This window comes from Pseudomonas sp. LJDD11 (assembly GCF_024584215.1).
Lineage (GTDB): Bacteria > Pseudomonadota > Gammaproteobacteria > Pseudomonadales > Pseudomonadaceae > Aquipseudomonas.
Genome location: NZ_JANJFL010000027.1, coordinates 1 through 26636, shown reverse-complemented (window position 1 = coordinate 26636; position 26636 = coordinate 1). Strand labels below are relative to the sequence as shown.

23 protein-coding genes and 1 tRNA gene are annotated in these 26636 nt (G+C 60.0%); 14 read left to right on the top strand and 10 right to left on the bottom strand.

The genetic code is table 11. The features are described 5' to 3' along the window. Positions 1-67 precede the first annotated feature (67 nt). Complete coding sequence (locus NRB16_RS23955) at positions 68-1474, bottom strand: FAD/NAD(P)-binding protein (RefSeq protein WP_257107084.1); 1407 nt, start codon at positions 1472-1474, stop codon at positions 68-70. A 27-nt stretch (positions 1475-1501) separates the two neighbouring features. Continuing rightward, complete coding sequence (locus NRB16_RS23950; RefSeq protein ID WP_045490003.1) at positions 1502-2071, bottom strand: helix-turn-helix domain-containing protein; 570 nt, start codon at positions 2069-2071, stop codon at positions 1502-1504. A gap of 101 nt (positions 2072-2172) precedes the next feature. Here NRB16_RS23950 and NRB16_RS23945 point away from each other — a divergent pair, with 101 nt between their 5' ends. The 8 genes from NRB16_RS23945 (at position 2173) to NRB16_RS23910 (ending at position 11263) form a co-directional block, all read left to right on the top strand. Continuing rightward, positions 2173-3090: a DMT family transporter gene (locus NRB16_RS23945; protein ID WP_257107083.1), complete on the top strand. Its 918-nt coding sequence runs from the start codon at positions 2173-2175 to the stop codon at positions 3088-3090. Positions 3091-4200: 1110 nt separating this feature from the next. Continuing rightward, a complete protein-coding gene (locus tag NRB16_RS23940; protein ID WP_257107082.1) occupies positions 4201-4935 on the top strand; it encodes a hypothetical protein in 735 nt (244 codons plus the stop codon). A gap of 240 nt (positions 4936-5175) precedes the next feature. Beyond that, positions 5176-8121 (top strand): monovalent cation/H+ antiporter subunit A, encoded by a 2946-nt coding sequence (locus tag NRB16_RS23935; protein ID WP_045490000.1) that lies wholly within the window; start codon positions 5176-5178, stop codon positions 8119-8121. Further along, positions 8121-8465 (top strand): Na+/H+ antiporter subunit C, encoded by a 345-nt coding sequence (locus NRB16_RS23930; RefSeq protein ID WP_045489999.1) that lies wholly within the window; start codon positions 8121-8123, stop codon positions 8463-8465. Before NRB16_RS23935 ends, NRB16_RS23930 begins: the two co-directional genes overlap by 1 nt. Further along, complete coding sequence (locus NRB16_RS23925) at positions 8462-10141, top strand: monovalent cation/H+ antiporter subunit D (protein ID WP_257107081.1); 1680 nt, start codon at positions 8462-8464, stop codon at positions 10139-10141. Before NRB16_RS23930 ends, NRB16_RS23925 begins: the two co-directional genes overlap by 4 nt. After that, on the top strand, positions 10138-10626 hold the full coding sequence (locus NRB16_RS23920) for a Na+/H+ antiporter subunit E (protein ID WP_045489995.1): 489 nt from the start codon (positions 10138-10140) through the stop codon (positions 10624-10626). Before NRB16_RS23925 ends, NRB16_RS23920 begins: the two co-directional genes overlap by 4 nt. Continuing rightward, the gene (locus tag NRB16_RS23915) at positions 10623-10901 is read left to right on the top strand and encodes a K+/H+ antiporter subunit F (RefSeq protein ID WP_045489993.1); all 279 of its coding nucleotides are present in this window, start codon (positions 10623-10625) and stop codon (positions 10899-10901) included. Before NRB16_RS23920 ends, NRB16_RS23915 begins: the two co-directional genes overlap by 4 nt. Beyond that, positions 10898-11263 (top strand): Na+/H+ antiporter subunit G, encoded by a 366-nt coding sequence (locus NRB16_RS23910; protein ID WP_045489991.1) that lies wholly within the window; start codon positions 10898-10900, stop codon positions 11261-11263. Before NRB16_RS23915 ends, NRB16_RS23910 begins: the two co-directional genes overlap by 4 nt. Before the next feature lie 164 nt (positions 11264-11427). On the opposite strand, the gene NRB16_RS23905 is transcribed toward NRB16_RS23910, so the two are convergent. Then, on the bottom strand, positions 11428-11895 hold the full coding sequence (locus NRB16_RS23905) for a hypothetical protein (protein WP_045489990.1): 468 nt from the start codon (positions 11893-11895) through the stop codon (positions 11428-11430). Positions 11896-12198: 303 nt separating this feature from the next. On the opposite strand from NRB16_RS23905, the gene NRB16_RS23900 reads away from it, so the two are divergent. After that, entirely contained in the window at positions 12199-12438 is a 240-nt protein-coding gene (locus tag NRB16_RS23900; protein WP_045489988.1) for a DUF2789 domain-containing protein, read from the top strand. Positions 12439-12597: 159 nt separating this feature from the next. On the opposite strand, the gene NRB16_RS23895 is transcribed toward NRB16_RS23900, so the two are convergent. The 3 genes from NRB16_RS23895 to NRB16_RS23885 all read right to left on the bottom strand — a co-directional run bounded on the left by NRB16_RS23895 (position 12598) and on the right by NRB16_RS23885 (position 16563). Continuing rightward, the gene (locus NRB16_RS23895) at positions 12598-14079 is read right to left on the bottom strand and encodes a DUF2235 domain-containing protein (RefSeq protein WP_257107080.1); all 1482 of its coding nucleotides are present in this window, start codon (positions 14077-14079) and stop codon (positions 12598-12600) included. A 273-nt stretch (positions 14080-14352) separates the two neighbouring features. After that, the gene (locus NRB16_RS23890; RefSeq protein WP_257107079.1) at positions 14353-15969 is read right to left on the bottom strand and encodes a methyl-accepting chemotaxis protein; all 1617 of its coding nucleotides are present in this window, start codon (positions 15967-15969) and stop codon (positions 14353-14355) included. A 189-nt stretch (positions 15970-16158) separates the two neighbouring features. Beyond that, a complete protein-coding gene (locus tag NRB16_RS23885; protein ID WP_045489981.1) occupies positions 16159-16563 on the bottom strand; it encodes a TraR/DksA C4-type zinc finger protein in 405 nt (134 codons plus the stop codon). Between the two features lie 553 nt (positions 16564-17116). Here NRB16_RS23885 and NRB16_RS23880 point away from each other — a divergent pair. Continuing rightward, on the top strand, positions 17117-18430 hold the full coding sequence (locus NRB16_RS23880) for a PAS domain-containing methyl-accepting chemotaxis protein (protein ID WP_045489980.1): 1314 nt from the start codon (positions 17117-17119) through the stop codon (positions 18428-18430). A 6-nt stretch (positions 18431-18436) separates the two neighbouring features. Here the strand turns inward: NRB16_RS23880 and NRB16_RS23875 are convergent, their stop codons facing one another. From NRB16_RS23875 to NRB16_RS23865, 3 genes are read right to left on the bottom strand one after another with little or no spacing between them, the layout of a single operon-like run. Beyond that, a complete protein-coding gene (locus NRB16_RS23875; RefSeq protein ID WP_253142149.1) occupies positions 18437-19423 on the bottom strand; it encodes a lysylphosphatidylglycerol synthase domain-containing protein in 987 nt (328 codons plus the stop codon). After that, positions 19420-20670: a cardiolipin synthase ClsB gene (clsB, locus tag NRB16_RS23870; RefSeq protein WP_045489976.1), complete on the bottom strand. Its 1251-nt coding sequence runs from the start codon at positions 20668-20670 to the stop codon at positions 19420-19422. Before clsB ends, NRB16_RS23875 begins: the two co-directional genes overlap by 4 nt. Then, on the bottom strand, positions 20667-21452 hold the full coding sequence (locus tag NRB16_RS23865) for an endonuclease/exonuclease/phosphatase family protein (RefSeq protein WP_253110325.1): 786 nt from the start codon (positions 21450-21452) through the stop codon (positions 20667-20669). The genes clsB and NRB16_RS23865 overlap by 4 nt, the downstream gene beginning before the upstream one ends. A gap of 344 nt (positions 21453-21796) precedes the next feature. Here NRB16_RS23865 and NRB16_RS23860 point away from each other — a divergent pair, with 344 nt between their 5' ends. From NRB16_RS23860 to NRB16_RS23845, 4 genes are all read left to right on the top strand, one after another. Then, positions 21797-22336 carry a cytochrome b gene (locus tag NRB16_RS23860; RefSeq protein WP_052483433.1) on the top strand — a complete coding sequence of 180 codons (540 nt, stop codon included), beginning with the start codon at positions 21797-21799 and terminating at the stop codon, positions 22334-22336. A gap of 102 nt (positions 22337-22438) precedes the next feature. Further along, the gene (locus NRB16_RS23855; RefSeq protein ID WP_257107078.1) at positions 22439-24613 is read left to right on the top strand and encodes an outer membrane assembly lipoprotein YfiO; all 2175 of its coding nucleotides are present in this window, start codon (positions 22439-22441) and stop codon (positions 24611-24613) included. A 7-nt stretch (positions 24614-24620) separates the two neighbouring features. Then, a complete protein-coding gene (locus tag NRB16_RS23850; protein ID WP_257107102.1) occupies positions 24621-25328 on the top strand; it encodes a DUF3142 domain-containing protein in 708 nt (235 codons plus the stop codon). 120 nt (positions 25329-25448) lie between these two features. Next, a tRNA-Ser gene (locus tag NRB16_RS23845) sits at positions 25449-25538 on the top strand. Positions 25539-25718: 180 nt separating this feature from the next. Here NRB16_RS23845 and NRB16_RS23840 read toward each other — a convergent pair. Further along, the gene (locus tag NRB16_RS23840; RefSeq protein WP_257107077.1) at positions 25719-26120 is read right to left on the bottom strand and encodes a helix-turn-helix domain-containing protein; all 402 of its coding nucleotides are present in this window, start codon (positions 26118-26120) and stop codon (positions 25719-25721) included. Positions 26121-26636: the final 516 nt, after the last annotated feature.

Below are 26636 nucleotides of genomic sequence, written 5' to 3'. Positions count from 1 at the left end.
GCGAATGTACCGCCGTCTTCGCGACCAAGGTCGCTCCTACAGGGGCCTGCGGTGCCTGCCAGAGCCGTTAAGCCAACACCTCAACCAGACGCGCCGCCAACGCTTTGGCCTGACTGGCTACGTCTGGCACTGCAGTGCTTTCCCACCATAATCCGCGCAGCGGTGGGCCCATGGCGAACAGGCACGCCGAGGGTTGCCCATCGGCACTGCGTACCGCGCCGCCCGGATCCGCGTCGATACCCAGCGCCAGCGGACCGGGGCGCACCAGGCCGCGCGCCAGCAACTGGCGCGGCAACGGCCGGTCGACCCGACGCCAATCGTATTGAATACCGCTGGAGTTGATCCAGGCATCAGCACCGATGAACTCGGCTTGTGTCGCGCCGCGACGCCGAATGCGCACCTGCAACGGCTCACCGGGCCGTGACTCGACACCCAGCAGGGTCGCAGCCAGTATGCCCAGACGCCCTTCGCCCAGCAGCCGCTCCAGCAACGCAGCTCCCTGCGGCGGCGAGCGGTGGTGATGGCTCTCCCACCAGGGCCGCACATGCCGCACGAACTGCCGGCGCTGCCGATCACTGGCCTGGCTCCACAGGCGGCCGATATGCGCCCGCACGGTATCCAGCGGGGCCTGCCAGTCAATGCCGGCGGCCATCGCCTGGCGGCACTGCTGACGCAGGCTGCGCAGCAACTGCAAGGGACTGCGGATACTGTGGTCGTGAGCGAGAAAGTCCGGCCATTGCGGCGGCTGGCGACGCACATGAGGCCATAATCCGTGGCGTGAAATCACCTGAATGGGGCCACGATGCCCGGCCTGCTGCAACGACTCCAGGGCATCGACCATCGTCAGCCCGGAACCGACGATCACCACCCGCGATTGCGCATCAAGACCGCGCATGGCCTCGATTCCCCAGGGATCCAGCGCGGCGGCACCCAACGCGTCGCTGTGATGCTGCGGGGTGCGCGCCGCCGCGTACATACCGGTGGCCAACACCACCACCCGGCCATGCACGGTCTCGGTGTTGTCGAGGGTCAGCGTCATGCCTTGCTCAGCCGCTTGCAGGTCAACCGCTTCGCCACGTCGGTGTTCGACAGTCGAACCATGACTGGCGCCCAGCCGCCGGGCCTGCTCCAGACGCTCCTGCACATAAGTGCCGAACAGCCCGCGCGGCGGGAACAGCTCGGCCACCGGCAGCCGCTGTTGATGGGCTTGCGGCCAGCCGCCTGCAGCCAGATGCCCGGCCAGCCATTGGCTCAGATCATCCGGGTTATCCGGTTCGACGCCCATGCGTGCCGCGTTGCCGTTCAGGGTATGCCCCAGCTCGGTGGCACTGTAGGCCTCGCCACGGCCCAGTTCGGCGCGTGACTCGACAATCATGATCCGTCGCCGGCCCGGCAAGCGCAGCAACTGCATGGCCAGCAGGCTGCCACTCAGACCGCCGCCGATAATCAGCACATCGACGCTGTCAGGGCTCATTCAGGTGCTCCAGGCAAAAAAACAAAGCTATAACACGACATTGCGCACAAAGCGCAGCAGTGTCGTAGCGTCGTTGCAGAATGAATGGGTCTGGTTGCTGGGGAACATGAAGAACTCACCGGCCGCGATCTGCCGAGGCTGCTCATGGCTGCCCAGCCGCAGGCTCAGTTGACCTTCGATCACATACACCTGCTCGCTCCAGCCTTCCGGGTCAGGCTCGGAATCATAGCGATCGCCTGGTTCCAGACAGAACTCCCACAACTCCACCTCACGTCGGGCCAGCGCCTTGGACAGCAACACAGCCTTGCTGCCCGGCTGGGTGCCGGCCCACGCCAGCTCATTGATACGACTATGGTCGTGCACATCCGGTGCCTGGATCAGGTCACTGAACGCCACATCCAGTGCCTCGGCAACCCGGTCCAGGGTCGCCAGGCTGACATTGTTCTCACCGGCCTCGATGGCCACCAGCATGCGCCGGCTGACCCCGGACTTGTCGGCCAATGCGCTCTGGCTGATGCCAGCGGCATTGCGCAGTCGTCGAACATTGAGACCCACATGCTGCAACACCGGGGCACGCGGGGAAATATCTTTGTGCATCATATTGCTCACTCGAAGCGCTTGCGCATTATACTGCTCAACTTGCGGCGCATTGTGGGCCGCCCTTCCCTCACCATGCAAGGTTCCACAGCGGTAGCGCAATGAAATTACCCAACCGATTGCCCCGAGTCAGTAAAGCAGAAGCCGTCCTGATCTTTATCACCATGCTCTGGGGCGGCACGTTCCTGCTGGTGCAACACGCCATGACCGTCAGTGGGCCGATGTTCTTTGTCGGCCTGCGGTTTGCGGCAGCAGCGCTGCTGGTCGCGCTGTTCAGCCTCAAGGTGCTGCGCGACCTGACCTGGCTGGAACTGCGCGCCGGGGTGTTTATCGGCACTGCGATCATGCTCGGTTATGGCTTGCAGACTGTCGGTTTACAGACCATCCCCAGCAGCCAGTCGGCCTTCATTACCGCGCTGTACGTACCCTTTGTGCCGCTACTGCAATGGCTGGTACTCGGCCGCCGCCCCGGCCTGATGCCGAGCCTGGGCATCATGCTGGCGTTTAGCGGGTTGATGCTGTTGTCAGGCCCGCAAGGCGCAGCCCTGAATTTCAGCCCCGGTGAAATCGCCACCATCATTAGCGCCGTGGCCATTGCCGCAGAAATCATCATGATCAGCGCCTATGCCGGCCAGGTCGATGTACGCCGGGTCACCGTCGTGCAACTGGCCACGGCATCACTGCTGGCGTTTTTAATGGTGGTGCCGACCGGTGAACGTATTCCAGACTTTTCCTGGCTGCTGCTGAGCACCGCCATCGGCCTGGGGATGATGAGTGCAGTGATCCAGGTAGCCATGAACTGGGCACAGAAAAGCGTTTCGCCGACCCGCGCCACCGTTATCTATGCCGGCGAACCGGTCTGGGCCGGCATCCTCGGCCGCCTTGCCGGCGAACGCCTGCCAGGCCTGGCCTTGCTGGGCGGCGCGCTGATCGTCGCCGGGGTGATCGTCAGCGAAATGAAGAAGCGCAAGGCTGAGGACGCAGACCAGGCAGGCGACGCATTGCCCAAGCCCGACTGACGTTTTCCACTGATTGATTCAAACCTCTCAACGGCGGCCTGCAACGGGCCGTCGCGCTTCATCCTCTTAAACATTAGCGAAACAAAGGGTTACCGGTGTTTTTACTTGAACGGTGAAAATCTCGGAAATGCCCTACAAACTGCGTCAAAAAAGTCTGATCGCCAAACGCCGCAACCCACCCCAAGATGAAATCACTCCGCAATATTTTGTCGTATTGCATAACAACTTTAAAAATTGTGCCTAGCGCACCAGCGGCACATTAACCCCGGGACTTAGATATTTAAGAAAAACCCGGCCAATGACACGCATAACTGATAAGGCGAGAGACAACGAACTCTCACCATCCGTTATTGCCATGAAACAACAAATCTAATAATCAGGGCAAATCCATCATGACTTTTAAAAACGCTTTTATGATCACACTGACTGCAGGCAGTATTCTTGCGAGCCACCTGGCACAAGCAGGGCCACCGGTACATATCACGGTAAAAAACCTCAGTGATCAGGAGATGCACTACCAATCTACAAGCGCCATGACCCACGCTCATGCGAGCCCAACGCCAGCACTATCGATTAAGGGCCTAAACTCAAATTCATTCACCGTAGTAAATACAGCGCTCGCGGATATCACGACCGCATCATTGCGTTACACCATAGGTAATAAAGCCTGCGAATTCAGAACTTCGTACATCAAAAGTGTCGCCCCTGGCGGCCTATTCAGCGGCAAACTGAACACTGTCCCAAAGTGGGACAAAAAGGCTATCGGTAGCGGCAATGCAACCTGTACGGTCACGGTAACTTCGACCAGTTTCTCTGACCACTCATGGAGTGTCGTATTCACCATGAGATAAAAAACACGACCGTTGCGGCTACAGCCTGCGTCATTGGTTGTAGCCACAACAGGCTTTGCAATTGCGATGTTCTTTATCATAGGAGTAAATCATGTCTGGTTTGACTACTTGCACATCTTCGAACAGTGCCTGCAAAGCGCTGACGCCAACGGCTAAACCTGCTCAAGTATCCACAACCCTGGCCCAGAACCTGAAAGTCCCATCCGATGAGCCTGGTGCAGACAAGATATCCCCCATGGCCCGCCAGTTGAGTGACGCCTTGCAGCGCGCCAAGCATCGCGATGCCAGCCTGAACCGCGACCAGTTAAGGGCCGTAGCGCAAACAGCGCTTACCCAGATTCATAGCGTGCGTCTGGCCGCACCCCATACCATCAATGACGCCGAACGGCCCAATAGCGATGACCCCGAGATTCTGGATCGGGCCCGCAGAGCCACTGACTTTAAAAACAATCAAGGCCCCAACCCGTTCAAGGGCATGTCGCCTGAACTGCTTGCCGCCATTACTTACGATGACAGCGGTGCTTTCACCCTTCACGAACGCAGAGCCGCCTGGTCTGAATCCTATGACCAGCGGGAAGCCTGGGGATGTCGTGTCGCAGCCGGAGTAATGCTGGAGTACAGCCTGACCCGCAACGTTACCAAAGCCTATGGGCAAATGCTGGACTACTACCGCACCCAACCAGCCATCGAACAAGCACAGATGCCCGACAACCATGAGAAGCACCTGCTGGAAAAGATCACCAGCATCATCGATAACCCGGACCAGTGGCATGACGTTTCACTGTACGACGTGTTGCGCCGCTGGCTGACCGCGCAGCCCCAACAAACATTATTTTCGATCATGGCAAGCGACAGTCAGATGCAGGAATCCACGCTGCCCGAAGTTGCCAGGCCGTTTAAAACCGCTACACAACCCGGTGACGCCATGGCCGTCAAGATCGCGCTTGAAAAAGCCATCGCCCCTTGTCTGCCCGTCAAACCGCAAGCTTCATGACACTGTCTCAATCTGCGGAAAATACTCTGCCTGTCGTTGGCACCTTGGCTCTGGCCTCAGGGTCATAGCTGTTACCTGACAGCCATCACCTACTGCCGTCATGACATGACCGATTGGTCCTTTCAGTGACAGCTCATTGATTTCCAGACATTTTTTGTAGGAAATTTCAGAGCAACGGCGTTTGGTGATGAACGATCTGGCACGTATGATGCTTAATATTTCTCCGCAGATTAGAAGCCTATGTCCCTGATAGTTCTACTGCTTCTGCCCTTTATCGGCAGCTGTCTGGCAGCTTTGCTGCCGCATAACGCCCGCAACGCGGAATCCCTGTTGGCCGGCCTGATTGCCATTGGCGGCGCACTGCAGGTCGCGCTGTGGTACCCACAGATTGCCGATGGCGGGGTGATCCGCGAGGAGTATCTGTGGCTGCCCAGCCTGGGCCTTAACTTCGTGCTGCGCATGGACGGCTTTGCCTGGCTGTTCTCCATGCTGGTGCTGGGGATCGGCGCGCTGGTGTCGCTGTATGCCCGTTACTACATGTCGCCGGATGACCCGGTGCCGCGTTTTTTCGCGTTTTTCCTGGCCTTCATGGGCGCGATGCTCGGCCTGGTGATCTCCGGCAACATTATCCAGATCGTGTTTTTCTGGGAGCTGACCAGCGTCTTCTCGTTCCTGCTGATCGGCTACTGGCACCACCGCAACGATGCGCGGCGCGGCGCTTACATGGCGTTGCTGGTCACCGGCGCCGGCGGCCTGGCGCTGCTGGCAGGGATGCTGGTGCTCGGTCATGTGGTCGGCAGTTATGATCTTGAGCGGGTGCTGGAATCGGGTGATGCGATTCGTGCCCATGCCCTGTACCCGGTACTGCTGGCGCTGATTCTCATCGGCGCACTGAGCAAGAGCGCGCAGTTCCCGTTTCATTTCTGGCTGCCCCACGCCATGGCCGCGCCGACCCCGGTCTCGGCTTATCTGCACTCGGCGACCATGGTCAAGGCCGGGGTATTCCTGATGGCCCGGCTATGGCCATCATTGTCCGGCACGGAGGAATGGTTCTGGATCGTCAGCGGCGCGGGCGCCTGCACCCTGCTGCTGGGTGCGTTTGCCGCCATTTTCCAGAATGACCTCAAGGGCCTGCTCGCCTACTCAACCATCAGCCACCTGGGCCTGATTACCTTGCTGCTGGGCCTGAACAGCCCGCTGGCGGCCGTCGCTGCAGTATTTCATATCCTCAACCACGCAACCTTCAAGGCCTCGCTGTTCATGGCCGCCGGAATCATCGACCACGAGAGCGGCACGCGGGATATCCGCAGGCTGTCGGGGCTGGTCAAGATGATCCCGTACACCGCCACGCTGGCCATGGTCGCCAGTGCGGCGATGGCCGGCGTGCCGCTGATGAACGGCTTTATCTCCAAAGAGATGTTCTTCGCCGAAACAGTGTTCATTACCTCGTCAATGTGGGTCGAAATCGCCCTGCCGGTGGTGGCAACCATTGCCGGTGCGTTCAGCGTCGCCTACTCACTGCGCTTTACCGTCGATGTGTTCTTCGGCCCGATGGCCAAGGACCTGCCGCTCTCGCCCCACGAGCCGCCGCGCTGGATGCGCATGCCGGTCGAGCTGCTGGTGATGGCGTGTCTGGTGGTTGGTATTTTCCCGGCGCAGTCGGTGGGTCCGATACTGGCTACAGCGGCGCAACCGGTGGTCGGCGCAGAGTTGCCCGAGTACAGCCTGGCCATCTGGCATGGCTGGAATGCGCCGATGATCATGAGCCTGATCGCGATGGGCGGCGGCATTTTGCTGTACTTGTTGCTGCGCAACCCGCTGCGCAACGAGCGCTTTAGCGGGCCGCCGCTGATCGGCCGGCTCAACGGCAAGCGCTCGTTCGAAAAACTGCTGGTGGCAACCATGCACTGGGCGCGTCGGGTCGAGCGCCGGCTGACCACCCGCCGCCTGCAACCGCAGTTGTTCGCGCTGGTTCTCACCGCCGTGGTGCTGGGCTTTATCCCGATGTATTACAGCGGTCTGAGCTGGGGCGACCGGCCGAAGATTTCCGGCTCCGGGGTGTTCGTCACGCTTTGGCTGATCGCGATTGCCTGCGCCATCGGCGCCGCCTGGCAAGGCAAGTATCACCGCCTGGCGGCATTGATCATGGTCAGTGTCTGCGGCCTGATGACCTGCATCACCTTCGTCTGGTTCTCTGCACCGGACCTGGCCCTGACCCAGCTGGTGGTCGAAGTGGTCACCACAGTGCTGATCCTGCTAGGCCTGCGCTGGCTGCCACGGCGTAGCGAAGAAGTGGCCACGGTCAGCTCGCGACTCAAGGCCCGTACCCGGCGGGTGCGCGACCTGAGCCTGGCGATTCTGGTCGGTGGCGGCATGGCGGCGTTGTCTTACGCGATGCTGACCCGCCAGACACCGAACATGATTTCGTCCTACTACCTGAGCAGAGCGCTGCCCGAAGGCGGCGGCACCAACGTGGTCAACGTGATGCTGGTGGACTTCCGCGGCTTCGATACCTTCGGTGAAATTACGGTACTGGGTGTGGTGGCGCTGACCGTGTTTGCCCTGCTGCGGCGCTTCCGCCCGCCCAAAGAAAGCATCCCGCTGCCCGCCCAGCAGCGCCTGCTGGCCCGCGATGTGGCCACCGACCTGGTCAACCCGCGCAGCGCCAGCGACACCGCACTGGGCTTTATGATGGTCCCGGCAGCCCTGGTACGCTTGCTGCTGCCGATTGCCTTCATCGTCTCGATGTACCTTTTCATGCGCGGTCATAACCAGCCCGGTGGCGGCTTCGTCGCCGGGCTGGTGATGTCGGTGGCGTTCATCCTGCAATACATGGTCGCCGGCACCCAGTGGGTCGAGGCGCACATGAGCCTGCGTCCGCAACGCTGGATTGGCGTCGGCCTACTGTGCTCGGTGCTCACCGGCCTGGGCGCCATGGCCCTGGGTTACCCGTTTATGACCACCCATACCGCGCATCTGCATTTGCCGGTGCTCGGCGACATGCATGTGGCCAGTGCGCTGTTTTTTGATATCGGCGTTTACGCCGTGGTGGTCGGTTCGACCCTGCTGATGCTCACCGCCCTGGGTCACCAGGCGGTGCGTAGCCATCGCCCGACCGCGCTGCCCAAGCCGGTGGGCGCCCTGCCACCGGGCCAGCCCGTCCACGCACCAGAAGGAGTCTTGTGATGGAAGAAGTGATTGCCGTTGCCATCGGCGTACTGGCCGCCTCGGGCGTCTGGCTGATCCTGCGCCCACGGACCTTCCAGGTGATCATGGGCCTGTGCCTGCTGTCGTATGGGGTGAACCTGTTCATCTTCAGTATGGGCAGCCTGTTCATCGGCAAAGAGCCGGTGATCAAGGACGGTGTGCCGCATGACCTGCTGCACTACACCGACCCGCTGCCCCAGGCATTGGTGCTGACCGCGATCGTGATCAGCTTTGCCATGACCGCGCTGTTTCTGGTGGTTCTGCTGGCTTCCCGTGGCCTGACCGGCACTGACCATGTCGACGGCCGGGAGCCGAAAGCATGAGTGCAATCAACCAACTGATCATTGTCCCGATCCTGCTGCCGCTGTTCACCGCCGGGCTGATGCTGATGCTCGGCGAGAAGCACCGCCCACTAAAGGCGCGCATCAACCTGTTCTCGACCCTGCTCGGCCTGGCCGTCTCGATCCGCCTGCTGATGTGGGTTCAGGAAAGCGGCGGCATGGGCTCGATCGGCGTGTACATGCCCGGTAACTGGGACGTGCCGTTCGGCATCGTGCTGGTGGTCGATCACCTGTCAGCGTTGATGCTGGTGCTGACCGGGATCATCGGGGTCTGCGCCTTGCTGTTTGCCCTGGCGCGCTGGGACAAGGCCGGTACCAGTTTCCATGCGCTGTTCCAGATCCAGCTGATGGGCTTGTACGGTGCATTCCTGACCGCCGACCTGTTCAACCTGTTCGTATTTTTCGAGGTGCTGCTCGCCGCCTCCTACGGCCTGATGCTGCACGGCTCGGGGCGTGCGCGGGTATCGGCGGGCCTGCATTACATCGCCATCAACCTGCTGGCTTCGTCGCTGTTCCTGATTGGCGCAGCGTTGATCTACGGCGTGACCGGCACGCTGAACATGGCCGACCTTGCGGTCAAGATCCCGCAGGTGCCTGAGGCCGATCGCGGCCTGCTGCACGCCGGTGCGGCGATCCTGGCCACGGCATTTCTGGCCAAGGCCGGCATGTGGCCGCTGAACTTCTGGCTGGTGCCGGCCTACTCGGCCGCCAGTGCGCCGGTGGCGGCAATGTTCGCGATCATGACCAAGGTCGGGATCTACACCTTGCTGCGGCTGTGGACCCTGCTGTTCTCCAGCCATGCTGGCGAGTCAGCGTTCTTCGGCGGTGAATGGCTGATTTTCGGCGGCATGGCGACCATTGCCACGGCAGCCATTGCGGTGATTGCAGCCCAGCGTCTGGAGCGTATGGCCAGCCTGAGCATCCTGGTCTCGGCCGGCATCCTGCTGGCGGCGATCGGTTTCGCCCAACCGAGCCTGACCGCCGGCGCGCTGTTCTATCTGGTCAGCTCGACGCTGGCACTCAGCGCACTGTTCCTGCTCGGCGAACTGATCGAGCGTTCACGCTCGGCCAACCAGTATGGCGAGGACGAGGACGCCGACCAGTTGCCACACAATCTTGAGTCCCTGCACCCACCCCGCGGCGTCAACCTCGATGAAGAGGAAAATATCGTGGTCGGTCAGGTGATCCCGATGACCATGGCATTTCTGGGCCTGTGCTTCGTGGCCTGCGCGCTGCTGGTCATCGGTATGCCGCCGCTGTCGGGCTTTATCGGCAAGCTGACCCTGCTCAGCGCCCTGCTCAACCCGTCCGGCCTGGATGTCGCCAAGGATCAACCCGTGTCACTTGAGGCCTGGCTGTTAATTGCGCTGTTGATTTTCTCAGGCCTGGCAGCGCTGATGTCGTTCGTCCGCCTGGGCGTGCAACGCTTCTGGACGCCGACTGAAACCGTCCCGCCGTTGCTGCGCCACAGTGAGTACCTGCCGATTGTGGTTTTGCTGGGCCTGTGCATCACCCTGACCTTCCGGGCCGAACCGCTGTTGCAGTACACCCAGGACACCGCAGCGACCCTGCATGATCCGCAGCAGTACATCCAGTCGGTCATGGCGACCCGCCCGGTGCCGGGGCCAACCCTTCAGACTTCGCAGGAGCAGCCATGAAGCACTTCTTCCCTGCCCCGTTCCTGTCGCTGGCGCTATGGGCGCTGTGGCTGTTGCTGAACCTCTCGCTCAGTGCCGGGCACATTCTGCTCGGCGCCATCCTGGCATTTCTGGCCCCGCTGATGTTTGCCTCGCTGCGACCAATGCCGGCGCGGATTCGCAAGCCCGGCACCATCCTGCGTTTCATCCTGCGGGTGGGGGTGGATGTGGTGATATCGAACCTGCAAGTGGCGCGTTCGGTATGGGCCCTCAAACGTCGGCCGCCGCGCTCGGCCTTCGTCAAGGTGCCGCTGGAGCTGCATGACGCCCACGGCCTGGCGGCGCTGGCCATGGTCTGCACCGTGGTACCCGGCACGGTCTGGTCGGAACTGGCGCTGGACCGTAGCATTTTGCTGATGCATGTGTTCGATCTGGAGGATGAGGCGCAGTTTATCGAGCATTTCAAGAGCCACTATGAGCGCCCCCTGATGGAGATTTTCCAATGAGTGCCTTGCTCAGTGTGACGATTCTGATCAGCCTGTCGATATTTGCCCTGGCCATGGTGCTGACGCTGTGGCGTCTGTTCACCGGACCGTCGGCGCAGGATCGGGTGCTGGCGCTGGATTATCTGTACATCATCGGCATGCTGATGATGCTGGTGCTGGGTATCCGTTATGCCAGCGACACGTATTTCGAGGCCGCGCTGCTGATTGCGCTGTTTGGCTTTGTCGGCTCCTTCGCCCTGGCGAAGTTCCTGTTGCGTGGTGAGGTGATCGAATGACCTACGATGTTCCCTTCTGGGTCGAGGTGCTTACCGCCCTGTTGTTGCTGACCAGCAGCCTGTTCACCCTGACCGGTGCCATCGGCCTGGTGCGTTTGCAGGATTTCTTCCAGCGCATGCACCCCACGGCACTGGCGTCGACAATCGGTGCATGGTGTGTGGCGCTGGCGTCGATTGTGTATTTCTCGGCGCTCAAGTCCGGGCCGGTGCTGCACGCCTGGCTGATTCCGATTCTGCTGGCCATTACCGTGCCGGTGACGACCTTGCTACTGGCACGAACCAGCCTGTTTCGCAAGCGGATGGCGGGTGAGGACGTACCGCCGGAGGTCAGTGGTGACCGACCGGACAGCAAGCAGGCGTAGGCGCGGCTTCAGCCACGCAGACCAAAGTCTGACCCGTCCTCAGCGCGACGCCCTGATCCTCGCCGCATCGCCGTTACGCGCCGATATGCCGTTTTGGCACAGCGGCGCTTGCTCGGCACGAAACCCAAAAAGCGAAAGCAGGATCTCAAACTTGCAGCAGTCAGTTACTCGCTGGCACGAAAGGTCAGTTCGCCTTTGCGCCATTTGGCGGCTTTGGCGATGGCGGCTTTGAGGGTCTGGGTCAGGCCGGTCTGCAGTTGTTCGGTAGCGGCGAAGACCAGCATGACACCATGGCCTTCCTTGAAAACGATGCCGTGGCCGGCAGGCGTGTCGACGAACGCGTACTCCCCCAGCCCATAGATTGTCATTTTGATATCGCGAAAGCGCAGCTCGAGTTTGCCGCCTTCGCGGCTGGGCAACACGGCGGCACGGAAGTGGTCGCCTACCTTGAGCTCAAGCCGAGGCTTGTCATCAACCACCAGCGCACTTTCGGTATCGATCTCAGCCATGTAGACGCCATCAGGCGATTGCTCGGCGACATAGACGAAGCGCGATTGAAACTGCTTTACCAACTTTGCACGAAGATCACCAAGCACGAACAAGGCGTGCGTATCCAGGTTACTTACAGCCAAAGTACAAACCCCCAACGAACTGAAAAATGAACTGCTCTGACAATGCCAGGGCAGTCAACCGATTGTTATCACTCCTATGTGGCCGTCTGGCGGCTGAAACTCCTGATGGGCACCTGCTGGTGCGCTGCAGTTGACGACGCAGGCAGGCAGGCGGCGATTCTACCGCCTGCGCACAACTATGGCATCCAGAGTGTGTATACAGTTCCTGCTCATTGTTGCCCTATCTGCCATTTTTGATCGAACTCCCCTGCCCAGGGACAATCGGATACTCAACAACTGCTCACATTACGCTCAGGAGAGACCATGGAACTGCCAAACCCTAGCCTGCCCGACCTGTTCGCCCAACTGGGCCTTGAGAGCGACGAGGCGAGCATTGAAGCCTTCATCGCGAATCACTCGCTGCCCGACGGGATCAAACTGATCGATGCCGAGTTCTGGACCCCGGCCCAGGCCCAGTTGCTCAAAGAAAAGCTGCGCAGCGATGACGACTGGGCTCTGGTGGTCGATGAACTCAATGAGCGCTTGCATCTGCCGCCGGTTTGACAAAGCGCCGATGCCAAGCGCAATGCTTGCCTTTGTGGGAGCGACCTTGGTCGCGAAGAGGCCAGTCAAATCATAGCCTCTGCTGCGAATGTGCTGCCGTCTTCGTCAGCAAGCTGGCTCCCACCGGGGCATAAGGCACCTAAGTGAACGGCATTGGCTTTAATACGGATAATCGGACGGGGCGACATTAGGGTGAATTTTACGCCCCCCAGGCTGGGGTGCATGCACGAACAATGCATCGCCCAGTCCGCCCAGCGTCCCGATGAGCGGCTCCCAGTGGGCAGAGTGGTGGATATAGCGCCAGCGCAGCAGTTGTTGCTGCTCTGGCCTCAGCCCGACGGTATCGCCCCGCGCCTGACCGATCAGGCGCCTGCAGATATCTTCGAGCGCGGGCGGTAACGCCAGGTCAGGGCTATCACCAATGGCTTCAAAGGGCACCCCCTCATCACAGGCCAGCGTGTGCATGATGCGCAAATGAATGCGCGAAAGATGCCCGCAGACCTGCCGCCGCATACAGACGGTGGCCATCACCAGGCGGCCCCCGGAACCTGCGGCATGCCTGGCACTGGCCACCGTTGAGCTTTGCACCTGCAGGCAGGCGTGTGGATCAGCAGGGTCAACCCAATACGCGGCATCCATGGCCTGCAAGTCTGCCTCAGCCTCTCGCCAGGCCGGGCTGTCCTCATCACGGACATCCCGGCCAACCACACTGGTGTGCGGGCGGCTCATCAGGACCTCTTCGTAGGTCAACTGATGGTAGCCACCGCCAATGTCCGAATGCGCCCCCGGCAGCACAATCTCCCGCTCCCAGCCCGGCGCAATACTGTTGAGGGCGAAATTGCGCCGCCACTCGTCCCGTGCCACCAGATGCAGCACCTGCCTGGCGCAGCCAGGTGGCAGATACAGATTGACCCGACGGTTATGAGAGTCGCGCACATTGCCCAGGTCTCGCCAGCCGCCTACTGCCGCAACAGTGTCGAACAGGCCGACCAGCATGATCCGCACACTGCCTTGCTGCCAGCCGAAAGTCGGGCTCCAGGCCAGTGTCGTATCGGCCAGCAGACGGCCTAGCGCTCCGCGCTCCTGCTTGAGAATCTCGTTGACCAAATGGCGGGCCGATGCGGCGCCGCGGCTGAAGCCGAAGATGTCCAGTTCCAGAACATCAATTACACACCCCGGATTATCCAGCGCAAAAAGCGCCAGGCACTCGGCCAGCCGACTGACCGCCTTGTCGACCTTGGCCAGCACCCCGGTGCTGCCGCGCCCCAGACTTTGCCCAGGCCAACGCGAATCGCGCCCGCCTGAGGTGGTGCCGACCCCGCCGATATACACCGGCCAGTAAACTTTCCAGCCATCCGTTTCACGCCGGGCAACGGCCTGTTTACGATAAAGCTCGAACAAACGAGCGATATTACTGTAGTCGTTAGTGTAACTACCGTGTGACCCGGCGTGGCGCCCGGCGCACTCGCGGGTATGCTCCTGGTGGCCGGCCTGCATCTGTTCGCGGCAGTGGGCGGCGATACCGCTATTGACCCGGTTATTACCGGTGCCATCGAAAAACAGCCCGACCCGCACGGTCACAGGGAACCGGGTAACTTGCGCAGTATCAGGGTGTACATTTACATGTGCTGTAGTATTCATCGTGTATCCATCCTTAGATGCGTCGACTGCAAACTATTTATTGGCGCCTTTTTTCTGCGCATACAAACAGCTTGCTCAACGTGACACGACAGTCAAGCAGTCATAGATATTTCAGAATATTCCTACACAATTAAACCAATTCCTACACACCCCACGCCCAATAATTCTTCAGCTGTTATCAATTACAACAACCTTGGCTGACCAGCCCCCCTATGGGGGGCGCCTTTAAAAAACACAGGCCAGGCTGCCAGCAAGTCGGTTTCAAAAATGCTGTTATGCCTGCTCGGGCCGATACCCCAGACGCAATCCACCCCAGTGCCGCCCCTTGACCATGATCGGCACCGACAGATCATGCATAAGCTCACCGGTATCACGGGTGTAGGTCTGCAACAGCACCGCCTGCTGATGGCTACCACAACGAATTCCGGTGCGGTCATCGAACTTGCGCTTGCTACGATTGCGCGCGGTGTCCACTGCCGGGTCGCCGGTCAATGGCTGATTGAAAGCCGCGTTATGGGTCGGCACATAACCCTGCTGGGTGCAGGCAATGGCAAACACCAGCCCCTCATGGCGCTTGAGCAAGGGCTCCTGAATATCCGGCAGCACCTTGTCGGTGTAGCCGTCAAAGCGGGTATGAAAGCGCGGCGGGCTGGTCTTGGCGATAGGCTGGTAACTGCGGTCGAACAAATCATCCAGGCTCACCGCGCCCCTGGCGATATCAGCCTCGAAGCGGGCGCCGATCTGCACAGCGCCTTCGCGGGCCAGATCGTAGATACGCTGGTGGTAATCATCCAGCCCGACCTCGGCCAGGCGTTGGCTGATGCTCTCTGCCTGACCTTCCATCTGCACGGCAGAGTCGGCCAGCTGGCGGGTCTGCTGGTTACTGACCGACAGGTCGGCGCGCATGTGTTCGATGGATCCAAACAGGCTGCCCAATTGCTCCTGATTGATCTGCGTGCCCTGAGCAATCTCGCTGACCTGAACTTCGACGTCGGCAGCCAGGCTGGCGATGCGTTCCAGATGCTGGCCAGTGTCCTCGACCTGACGTACGCCTGTGTCGAGATCGACGGATAACTGCTGGATCTGCGCGACCACCTGGGTGGTCCGCTGCTGGATATCGGCAACCATCTGCCCGACCTCCTCAGTCGCCGTCGCCGTACGCCCCGCCAGGCCGCGCACTTCATCGGCGACCACCGCAAAACCTCGGCCGTGCTCGCCGGCCCGCGCCGCCTCAATGGCGGCATTGAGTGCCAGCAGGTTGGTCTGGCTGGCAATCGACTGGATAACCTGAGCGACCCGTTGGATCTCTTCACTGCGCTGGCTCAGCGCCTGGATGACCTGGCGGCTGTCCACTGCGCCCTGACTCAGGCGGCGCATGCACTCGATAGACTCAACCAGCACCGTACGCCCGGCCTCACTGCTCTGCCGCGCTTCACTGGCTGCACTCAGGGCCTGCTGGCTCAGTTGCGCAGCCTGCTGTTCGGTGGCGATCATCACTTCGGCACTGCCCACCACCTGCTCGGCGGCCTTGAGCTGCGATTGAATCCGGCCAGCGAGTTGCCGCACCGAAAAGGACACACTGGCGGCGGACAACGCGTTATGGCTGGTGGTGAATGACAGGTCGCGGGTCAGGCGGGTGATGTCACTGGCGCTTGCGGCCTCAGGGGCCGATGCCGGTTGGCGCTTGCGCAACCGGGGCAGCCAGATCAGCGCAACAGCCAACGGTGCTGCGAGCCACACGGGCAATAGATTCAACCCGGTGACGACCAGTAGCACGACAATGCCAAGGCTTTGTGTCAGTGCCAGCCACAAGGGCGCGAATTCGTGTGAAACGGGGGCCTGCACGCCGGGCTCTGCCAGCTTCCCTGCATAGGCTACGTTGTCGGTCATGATCCCTCCACCTGTCGTTTTTCTTATTGAAAAACATTAAACGCCACGAACAGGCTATTTGCCATGGTTCGTTAGTGGTACATCCGGCCCGAATCAATACAACGCAGTAAAAAACGATAAACGGCAGGCACAACAAAACCGGGAGGCAGTTGCTTGCCTCCCGGTCAGGTCCCCCTCAGCACTGAGCGATCAGTACTGACGCTGGTGCTTGTCAATTGACTCGTGACGTTCCTGCGCTTCGATGCAGTAACGGGTGGTCGGGCTGATCAACAGACGCTTGAGGCCAATGGGCTCGCCGCTGTCATCGCACCAGCCGAAAGAATCATCAGCGATACGGGTCAGGGCCATTTCCAGTTGCGGCAGCATGCGCTGGTCACGGTCGATGGAGTTCACCAGCCAGTGACGCTCTTCTTCAACAGAAGCAGCGTCGGCAGGATCTGCCGGGGTGTCCAGGCTTTCGATGGCAACACGGCTCTTTTCGATACGCTCGTGGATTTCAACCTTCATCGATTGCAGCAGCTCGGTGAAAAAACCGTGCTGTTCAGCATTCATGTAGTCATCGGCCGGCATGGCCAGCAACTGGTCCTTTGTCATTGAATTCTCTAATAAAAACGTGCATTTAGCCGGTCTGGAGAGGCCTTGGCGTGGCGTGTCGACGCCATGGCTTTTAAAGGCACCGCCCTGCACTCCACTCAAGAGGGGCGGCAGTCTACGGCTGCCATGCTCAGTCGGCAACCCGTTTGACCCATCTATGCCGAACAATTGCGCAAAAAATGTGCAAAAAGGCTGGAGTTCGCCGCGACTCGACCAGAGTGCCCGGCCGGCAAGCTGCAAGACCATAAAATGCATCTGGCATTTGCTGGCACCGGTAATACCCCTGCCCTTTTCAAGCTCACCACACCCGGATGCAAAGTGACAGGCTGGATGAGTTATCGTTCCCTCATACACATCACTACAACGCACTATTTTTCACAGTGACCGGGGGATTTGAGCAACTCTCTTAACATCTTTTAACTTCAGACAAATTGCATTGTACAAAGCAGCAAAGTGCCATCTATAGTGCGCTCAATGCACACGGACAAGCATGCGAACCTGTTCGCATCATCATGGACCGGACCCGAGCCTGCCGCTTCGTGAGCTTGCCGCTATGTTCTTCAAATCAAACACTAAAGAAATTATTGCCCTGCAACAGCTCGTCGAGCAGCAGGCCAGCCTGCTAAAGGCGATCAACCGCTCGATGGCCAGTATCGAGTTCGATCTGAACGGTGTCGTGCTCGATGCCAATGACAACTTCCTGAGCGCCATGGGCTATCGCCGCGAAGATATCCTTGGCAAACAGCACCGGATGTTCTGCACGCCTGAAGATGGCCGCAGCAGCGAGTACGATCGGCTTTGGTCACGCCTGCGTAACGGCGAGTTCGTTTCTTCGACCTTCCGCCGTGTCGCCCGCGACGGCCACATCGTCTGGCTTGAGGCCAGTTACAACCCGGTGCGCGATGCTAATGGCAAAGTGACCAAGGTGATCAAATACGCCACCGATGTCACGGTACGAATCGAGGCCGACAACGAGGCGCGCCGTAAGCTCGAAGCCATCGACCACGCCATGGCCGTGATCGAGTTCGACCTTGAGGGCCGGATTCTGGCCGTCAATGACAATCTGACACGCACCATGGGCTATAGCGAAACCGATCTGATCGGCAAGAACCACCGCATGCTATGCCCGCCGGAGCAGAGCAACAGCAACGAATACGCCGATTTCTGGCGACGCCTGAACAAGGGAGAATCGTTCAGCGGCCAGTTCAAGCGTGTCAGCCGTAGCGGCCAGCCCGTCTGGCTGGAGGCGACCTATAATCCGATCTACGACGCCAGCGGCAAGCTGTGGAAGGTGATCAAGTTCGCCGCCGATATCACCCCGCGTATTGAGCAGCACGAACGTGATGCAAGCAGTGCCGCCCAGGCGTATCACATCTCGGTCGAGACCCGCAAAGTCACCGAACACGGCACCGAAGTGATTCAGCAGGCCGCCCAGGAAATGCGCCAGATCTCATCGAGCATCGAAGATTCGTCGAAGATCATCACCCAACTGGGCGCACGCTCCGAGCAGATCACGGCCATCGTCAATACCATTCGCAGCATTGCCGAGCAGACCAACCTGCTGGCGCTCAATGCCGCTATCGAAGCGGCACGGGCGGGTGATCAGGGCCGTGGCTTTGCTGTGGTGGCCGACGAAGTCCGGCAATTGGCCGGGCGCACCAGCCGCTCGACGGCGGAGATTTCCGAGATGATCGGGATGATCCAGAACGAAACGCGCCAGGCCATCGACAGCATGGACAATACCCGCAACAACGCGATCAAGGGCGTTGACCTCGCCGACCAGGCCGGCTCGGTCATCGTGCGAATCAGCGAGGGCACCAATCACGCGGTGGACGCTGTGAAGATGTTTGCCAGAGTCGCTCACTGAACCGCGCTACTGAGCCTCCAGCGCCTGGCGATTTTTCTGACCCAGGCGCTTGGCGCGCTTTTCCAGCACCAGGTACACCACCACCGCCAACAGCAGCGGCAGCAAAAAGTAAATTGCCCGGTAGCCGATCAGCGCCGCCAGCAAGGTACCTTTGGAAAACTGGTGCGCCAACAGGGTCATGAATACGGTTTCCAGCACACCGAGCCCGGCCGGGATGTGGGTAATTACCCCGGCAATGCTGCTGATCAGCAACACACCCAGAATTGCCGGGTAAAACGCTTTGTCCGGCAGCAGGGTGTAAATCACCAGCGCCATCAGCGACCAGTTCAAGGCACCCAGGCTGGCCTGGATCAGCGCCTGACTCAGGGTCGGCAAGACAATCTCCTGGCCGCGAATGGTCCAGCACCGGCGCTTGGAAAACCGGCAAGCCGCCAGATAAGCCGCGCACAGGATCAGCAGCGCCACGCCTATCAGTTGCAAGCTCGTGCTGCCAATCGCCCACTCCGGCGGCAACTCAAGAAAGCCCAAGGCGAATACCAGACCTGCCAGCAGCATATAGCCCAGCCAGTTGGTAATCAGGCTCAGGCTGAGAACGCGGGTGATGGTCGGCACATCCAGCCCCAGCCGCGAGTACAACCGATAGCGCAAGGCAATGCCGCCTACCCAGGAACTGAGGTTGAGGTTGAACGCGTAGCACACGAAGGTGACCGGCACGACCTGGGCAATGCTCAGCCGATGCCGGGTGTAAAAGCGCGCCAGGATGTCAAAGCCGCAGTAGACCAGGTAGCTGCAGGCCGCCACCAGCACGGCGATGAACAAGGTACTGGCCTTGTAGGAGCGCAAAGCCTGCATGACCTCCTGCCAATCAAGGTTCTTGACCAGCAGAAACAGCAACACCGGGATCAGTACGATGAAAAACACATTGAGCAAGCGTTTGGCCCACAGCCATTTGCTTGATTGGGTTTCGGATGCAGCAGCGCCAGCCTGGCTCATGACGATTTCTCCGAATTGGACAGCTCATGGGCCGCCTGTTGTCGCTCTTCAACAACCCGCGCCTCGGGCATCACGTCCGCCGCACGCAGGGGCTTGAGGCGCATGCCGTGCACCGGAAACAGCCCGGCGATGGCCGGAAAGTGGCGCAGGAAGTGGAAGCACAGAAAAATCATCGGCGCCCTCCACCACTGGCCACGCGCCGCCCCTTTGAGGGTGATCGGCACGCTGTGGGCAGCCGCCAGCCCAAGCAGATGCTCCTGCAACTGCTGATTGAGTGGCGCATCACGGATGAACAAATTGGCTTCCAGATTCAACGCCAGGCTCAGCGGGTCGAGGTTACTGGAGCCCACAGTCGACCACTCATGGTCGATCAGCGCCACCTTGCCATGCAGCGCGCGCTGCTTGTATTCGTGGATCACCACCCCGTCGCGCAACAGGTAGGTGTAGGTCAGCCTTGAGCAGACCCGTACGAACGGCATGTCCGGCTTGCCTTGCAGAATCAGGGTGACCTTGACCCCGCGTCGCGCGGCGTTACGTAACTCGCGCAAGAACCGATAGCTGGGAAAGAAGTAGGCATTGGCCAGGGTGATCCGCGAATTGGCGGCCCTGATCGCCTGCAAATATTGCTCTTCAATGTCGGTGGTGTGCTGACGGTTGTCCCGTTCAGCCAACAACATCCGGGCATGGCCGGCCTGCTCGAGGCGCAGCGGCACCGGCGCCAACCGCTCACGCACCGCCGCGCTGAGCATGCCCAAGGCGCTGCGGTGGATATCGGCAATGATCGGCCCACGGACCCGCACCGCATAATCCTGCTTGGCAGTCAGCCCGGTTTCAGTCATGTGATCGACGCTGTAGTTGATCCCGCCAATAAAGCCGAGCTCACCATCGATCACCACCACCTTGCGATGCAGACGGCGAAACAGATTGGTGCGCATGCCCAGCAAACGCGGTTGCGGGTCGAACAACTGGATATGAATACCCGCATCGATCATTTGCTTGACGAACGCTGAACTCAGATCACAGGTGCCGTAGTCATCCACGGTGACCACCACCTGTGCGCCATTACCCGCCGCTTCGATCAGCGCCTGCTGCAAGCCTTCGCCAATCCGGTCTTCAAAAATGATGAAGGTCTCGACCAGCACCTGACGGCGTGCCGAGCGGATGGCCTGGAATACGGCGGTAAAGAAATCCTCGCCATTGATCAGCAACTCAACCGAGTTACCGTCACGCCATTGCCCTTGTTTCATAAGCTCACCTCCACCGCCAGCGGTGCATGATCGGACAGATGAGACCAGGGCCGATGGCTCAACACCTGCGGCCGCCGGGTCGTGGCGTTGGCGACATAGATCCGGTCCAGCCGCAGCAGCGGCCAGCGCGCCGGGAAACTGCGCGCCGGCGCCCCTGTGTGCTGGACGAACACTTCGCGCAACCCGGTGCCGGCCAGCAGCGCATCGGCACGCAGGCGCCAGTCGTTGAAGTCGCCGGCCACAATGACCGGCTCACCGTCCGGCAGGCCCTTGACCAGCTGCGCGAGCAGCCGGATCTGCGCCTCACGGTGCTTCTCACGCAGGCCCAGATGCACGCAGATCGCATGCACCTGGCCATGGTGTGCAACATCAAGCACACAATGCAGCAGACCGCGCTCTTCAGTGCCATGAATGGACACGTCGAGATTCTCGTGGCGCAGGATCGGGTATTTGGAAAGCAGTGCGTTACCGTGATCGCCATGCGGGTAAACCGCATTACGGCCATAGGCGTAGCTGCTCCACATACTGTCGGCCAGGAACTCGTACTGCGAGATGCTCGGCCAGTCCTTGACCCGGCTGGCATGGCGCTGGTGCTCACCGTGCACTTCCTGCAGAAACACCACATCGGCCGACACGCTGCGCACGGCCTCACGCAGTTCGGGAAGGATGAAGCGCCGATTCAAAAAGCCAAAGCCCATATGCATATTCATGGTCAGTACATTCAGTGAGAGGTTGGCCGATACCGGCTGTAATTGGCCGACGGGCGTATGGGCTCGGGTCAAGAACGTTTACTCCTTGAGGGCAATCACTGCATATGAAGCTTGCCAAACGAGCCGGTTCCGTCGTTTATCGACCAACGCGCAGAATGCAACGCTGGTCAGCGATAAATGAGCGTTATGCCGCGCACAGCACTTACCCGCTCATAGGTGCGGGCAAAGCCTGTGATGGCGCGGCCCACGCACCTGGCGGGGCGTTTGGTTTTTTACTGAACACTGAAACCTGAAACGGCACGCGGGTTGCTTGCACAGGGGGCTGAGAGCCACCGGTGACAGATTTTTCCACTCGCTGGAAACGCAGCAAAACCGGCTAAGCTGATTTCATTCAAGACGACGACAGGAACCGAGCCGTGGCCGCTTCGTCAATCGCACGCTATACCGCAAAGGCCCGCTGGCTCCATTGGCTCATGGCACTGCTGGTTGTCTTGGCTTATGGCCTGATTCTGTGCCGCAGTGAGTTCAGCCGCTTTTCCGAATACCGCATGATGGTGGTGCAAGGGCATTACCTGACCGGCATCCTGTTGCTGGGCCTGGCGTTCTTTCGCCTGGCCGAACGACGCCGTCATGCGCCGCCAGCCATTACCCCGCCCCTGCACAACAGATTACGCGTGGCCTCCCGAGTGACGCATTACCTGATGTACGGGTTCCTGTTCGTGCAGCCGATATTGGGCATGCTCACCGTACTGGTAGAAAAAGGCGAACTGCCGATCCTGTTTACCGGGCTGGCCATCCCTTGGCCGCTGCCGACCTCGGGACGTACCGCCGAGTATTTTGAAGACCTGCACAAGCTGTTCGCCTCGCTGTTTTACTACCTGGTCGGCCTGCACATTGCCGCCGCGCTCTGGCATCACTTCATCCGCAAGGACGACACCCTCAGCAGAATGCTGTGAACCCTGTGGGAATTTTCAACACACCGCCGTGCATGACGGACATGACGGACAAGGCGGGCTATGATCTGCGCCTGTGTTCTAGCCATGATTCAAGGACTCTTCATGCACATGCGGTTGTTGACTGCCCTGACAGTGACTGTCGGCTGCGCGTTTTCCCTTCAAGCCCAGGCCAGCAGCGACGACTCCTGCTACCCGCGCTGGTCGTTGATCAAGGACAATCTGGAGCCGTGCAGCAACCTGGCCTTTCTCAGCCCTGGCAACGATAGCCAGATCAACCTGCGCCTGTTGCTGGCCGACAAAGGCGTGCTGCCGCCAAGCCCGCAGCCGTTGCAAGCCCTCGACCTGGAACAAGGCTACGGTCAGGTGCCATTCCCGGTTTACCGGCTCAGGCCAGAAGCGACGCCTGCCGACGCACAACCAACCAGCAAGGCTGTCGACCCCTTGGCTGCACCACTGCAACGACTGGGCCTGAGCCGACCGGCAACAACCGCCGGGCAGGAGTTTCTGCAAGGTGAAGGCAGCCGTTGCCGCAGTAACGATCAGGCCAGCGCCACGGCCTTCATTAGCGCCGTGCTGAACAGCCCCGAACTGACAGACAACGAGCGCAAGGCACTGGCCCACAGCCGTCTGCAAATGCTCGGTGCCTGCAGTTGGGATCCGGACCAGCAAACGAGCCTGCTACCGGGCAACCTGGCGTCCAGTGAGGCACAGGCATTTGCTCTCTACCTGGGTGCAGCAGCGGACTTCTACAGTGGTCGTTTTGATGCAGCCGCCAGCGGATTCGCCCGCCTGGCCGACAGCCGCCAGCCATGGCTGAACCAGACCGCTGCCTACATGAGTGCTCGCACCCTGCTCAACCAGGTGCAAGAAACGGGCTTCACTGAGTACGGTGAAATCGACCCTGATCGCCTGGACCTGGCCTTGCTGGGTCGCGCTGACCAGGCGTTCCAGCAATACCTGGCCCAATGGCCGCAAGGTGATTACGCGGCATCAGCGCGCGGCTTACTGCGCCGCGTACACTGGCTGGCCGGTAACGACGACAAGCTGGCTGACGAATATGTCTGGCAGTTGACCCAAGCCAGCGACGCACAGCGCAACGCCAGCCTGGATGGTTTGATCAACGAGATCGATATCAAGTTACTCATCAACCGTGCCCATACGCTGCAAGAACCTCTGCTGCTGGCGGTCATTGACCTGATGAGCATGCGCGAACAGGCCCGCCCCGGCCTGTCGCTGGAAGATCTGCAGGCCCAGCAGCCGGTATTTGCCAACGATCCGGCCATGTATGACTACCTGCTGGCCGCCCACGCATTTTATGTGCAAGACAATCCAGCGAAGGCACTGGAGCACTTGCCGCAGCCACCTGCCGCAGGCGACACCCTAAGTTATCTGAGCTTCAGCCAGCAAATGCTGCGCGGCCTGGCCTTGCAAGCTCGCCAGGACTTCAAGGGAGCACAACAGACGTGGCTCGCCATCCTGCCGATGGCCAAGGCGCCGCTGCAACGCGAGCAACTGGAGCTGGCCCTGTCGATGAGCTACGAGCACGACGAGCAACTGTCCGGCGTGTTTGCCGCCGACTCGCCGATCCAATCCCGGCAAGTGCGTAACATCCTGCTCAGCCATGTGGCCGATGCGCAACTGCTGCGCGAGCAGACCCTGAACGGGCTGGACACCAGCGAACGCAACCTGGCGCTGTTCGTGCTGCTCTACAAAGACCTGCTGCGCGGTCGCTATGCCGACTTCGCACAAGACCTCAAACGCTTGCCTGAACCGCTGCCCAAAGAGCAATTGGGCTACGGCCTGGGCTACGTCTACCAGCAAGGTCCATCATTGGAACTGTTCCAGTGGCAAGGCGACAAGGCCGAGTCTGGCTACAGCTGCCCGAGCATCGCTCAGACCGCTGCCGCCTTGCAGGCTGATAGCAAAGACCCTCAGGCGCTCAATTGCCTGGGCGAGTTCATCTTGCGCAACCGCCTCGACAGCATGCCGCTGGATCAGCGCCGCGATGCCGACACCCTAGGAGGCAGCGCACCGGGCTTTGCCGGCGAGGTGTTCTCACGGCTCGACGGCTATCGCCAGGTGATCGACAACCCCAAGGCAGGCCGTGACGACAAAGCCTATGCGCTGTTTCGCGCCATCAACTGCTATGCACCTTCGGGTTACAACAGCTGTGGCGGCCAGGAAGTCGAGCCGGCCACCCGCAAAGCCTGGTTCCGCCAGCTCAAAGGCAGCTACGCCAGCACTCAGTGGGGCAAAACCCTGCAGTATTACTGGTAAAGCCATGATGAAAACCTGGCCCTGGCTGCTGCTCAGTTGCCTACTGGCGACTGAGCCCGGCCATGCGGCGGTAGACGCCAGCCACTACGACCAGTTCTGGCTATGGGCCGGCGTCGACCAGCAGCCGGTGCTGCAACACGCCAATACGCTCTACGTGCTGCAAGGCCAGATCAGCCAGTCACGCCGCGACCCGCAGGTGCACTTCATCGCTCAAGGGCCGGGCGTGGCCCGCCTGCCGCAAAAACAGCTGTGGATCGTCTACCGCGCCCACACCCTGCGCTGGCCCGACACCGTATATCGCCAGTTGCTCGCCCAGGTCGAGCGCTGGCGCAGGGCCGGCAACCCGGTGGTCGGCGTCCAGATCGACTTCGACGCCCGCACCCGCCACCTCGACGAATACGTGACCTTCCTGCGCGACCTGCGCCAGCGCCTGCCTCCCGACTACCGCCTGAGCATCACCGGCCTGATGGACTGGAGCAGCAACGCCGACGCCAGCGTGATTGGCGAACTCAACGGCGTGATCGACGAAGTCGTGGTCCAGACCTACCAGGGCCGCCACAGCATCCCCGACTACGGCGCCTACCTGCCGCGCCTGAGCCGCCTGGGCCTGCCGTTCAAGGTCGGCCTGATCCAGGGTGGCGAATGGCAAGAGCCGGATTTTTTACAAGCCAGTCCCTGGTTCAAGGGTTATGTGGTATTCCTGCAGAACCCATAACCCCACCAGGACGGCTTTTTTGCTTAAGCACATGAAAAATCTGAAAAAAACATTTGCATAAGGAAAAACGTTCGACTACATTAGCGCACCTCGACGGACGCAACGTCTGAAACGAGATACGGTGAGATGTCCGAGTGGTTTAAGGAGCACGCCTGGAAAGTGTGTATACGAGAAATCGTATCGAGGGTTCGAATCCCTCTTTCACCGCCATATTCGATGTAAGCTAAAGCCCTGATTTTACTAGATAAAATCGGGGCTTTTTCTTTTGCGCCCCATAGTTTTAGGGCAATTTTAGGGCAAAAAGAACAACTCTCAGGCCGCAACAGGCCGCCTCCGGCCATTCATGGCAATCTCCGGCGTTCTGCCGAACCAAATCCCCTCAAAAAACCATCAGTCAGGCGACATTGCATTTTGAGTGTCATACCCACAAGAGCCAACGTGCTGAACATGACACATCAAGCACCGAACGAAGCGCTCATCACAAAGCATCTCAAGCAGCTGGTGAATCAGATGCTTCCCACTACCAGGCAGCGATCTATAGCTTTCAATGAAAAAGCGCTCATGCTCAGGCAGAGTTACCCCGCAGGGTCTGGAGCGGCCGCCTGATAACACATACATGACATCCGCGCCCGCTGCCGCGACACCCGCAAAATAATCTGCTCGAGGTACTCTCACACCGCTTTCGTAGTGCGCTTGTGCGTTAGTTGCCACACCACCGACGGACCCGAATTGGGCCTGAGTAAAGCCAAGCCTGATGCGCTCATATTTCAATCGCCTGCCGATGCCGTTCATGCCGCTCACCTTGCGATCCAATTGGGCATCAAATTATCTGATAGATAGCTGGTTGCCATCTTTTTTCGGAGAATGAGCTGATTTTATGACCAACCGGCATTGCTGTTCAGATCGTCACCCTCCAAAAGCGAGAAAATCACACCCCCTCCCCAATGCGTTCCAACTCCGTTTGCGTAACGTCCCAGGCACTGGGAATGCATCGAATAGACCTTAAAATCAATGATCCTGAATATCACAACACCATCCTTGCGTATGCATCTATCACTACACATTTGCCCAAGATGCACGCCGTTCGTCCCGTAGGCATTCATGCCTACAAGGGAAGTATCCATACAAAATCTCCATGTTAACCGAGCTTCAACGCTGCGAGGGGGCGGAATAATACGGAGGGCTGTCAGGAACAAAAATTATCCGACACCACCCGAGCGCACGCTATAGCATTAGTCTGACAGCGCGATAATTTTTTAACTCCATTTCGCCAGTATCAACCTGGGGCTCTCATGTCTTTCGGTTTGA